The sequence below is a fragment of the Stutzerimonas sp. LR2 genome (assembly GCF_055755175.1).
Genome location: NZ_JBVTRR010000022.1, coordinates 1 through 1,442, shown reverse-complemented (window position 1 = coordinate 1,442; position 1,442 = coordinate 1). Strand labels below are relative to the sequence as shown.

1 protein-coding gene is annotated in these 1,442 nt (G+C 50.1%); it reads left to right on the top strand.

Annotated elements, in window-relative coordinates; genetic code table 11:
- Positions 1-1,442, top strand: a 1,442-nt coding sequence (locus ACVRRC_RS21695) for a TraI domain-containing protein (RefSeq protein ID WP_472997535.1), incomplete at both ends; no start/stop codon positions are given.

The window sequence follows — 1,442 nt, the reverse complement described above, 5'->3', positions numbered from 1 at the left end:
TGCATGAGTTCCTGCTGAGCGAAGGTAACGACATCTATAACGAACTGACTCGTGCAATGGCCGTAAGCACCGTTCGCCTGGATGCCACCGAAGAAAACGCACCTGAAATGAAAAACAAGATCCTGAAGATTGTGAAGGAGTCTGACGTCATTTCTGTCCGCCATGACCTACAACGCTATGGCGGTGATGCTGTTCGTGCAACGCAATCTGGCGTGCCTGCGGTTCAACGCATTGTCGATGCCATGCGCCACCTGCTAAAGAAAGGAGTATGGCAACCCAACAAACCCGGCAACCCGATTTGGGTCACTACTTATGGCGTGTTTATCGTTTGGGGCACGGCAGTCAAAGATATCACCAACACAGTGAAAAAATCGGGCGCAGTGATCCCGCAATCGGCCAACAGCCTGGCGGATCTGATGATGAGCTATAAATTGTGCATTCCAAATGTAAACAAAAACGAAGATACCGCATATTGGCGCATAGCCCCGCACATCATGAATGATAAGGATTCACGCAACAGCAAAGAGCCCAAAGTGGCTCTAAGTTGCCTGCGTCTTATCTCTCCGGACGTCCTGTTTGTAGATACAATGGAGCCGCTACCTATTTCCTCTCGCATCCGAATTGAGAGTGAATGGCGTGAATTCAAAACCAGTAAAGGGAAGAATATCCCCGTGCTGAAAGAAAGTCGTCCTTATGTAGGCAATAAAGAACCCCGTGAAAACAGCATTCCGGCTGATGTCGATCCGGAAATTCTCAAGGGTGGCACGCTGCTGCCGGATGAGAATGACAGTCCGCTGGAAAATATGTTTGGTGCCTCGAATCCAGTAACGCCGGATAACGCCCACCAACTGCTGCATCACCTGAATCTGCTGTCTGATGCCGACTACGAAAAGGTAAATGCCCGTCAGGAAGCGAAAGCGAAAGCCCAGGCTGAGTTGGCTAATCAAAAGCCTGGTGAAGCCTTCCAGTCGCCTCCACCACAGGTTGAAGAGAGTCATCCTGTTAAAGTGTCTGCACGCGAGCAGAAAAAAACCACCATTGCGCCGCAACAGTTGAGCCTCAAAGACGTATTGAGTAAACAAGGCTCTGATGACGAAATGCCTCTCCCAATCACGTCGATGGACCATTATCAGGAGCCCGAGTTTGACCGCGAAACACTGTCACTTTGGGAGACGCTGAAGCAGAGCGCTGTCGCTGATGAATATCAAAATGACGAGCGCAATCTGGTTGAGGCAAAGCCCGTCACCGACCCGATGACTGAAGCACGAGCCCAAATCCAGCGTGTGCAAGATGAAGTGGATAACGGTAATTTTGAACCGGTGACACAGGATAACGATTTTGGTTACAACAAAAACAACATGGCCGCTTTCGGTGGTGAACAACTGACCGCGTTGCACCAAGATCAGAGCCCTCTATTTCGCAACGCCTCAGACCTTGCTAAA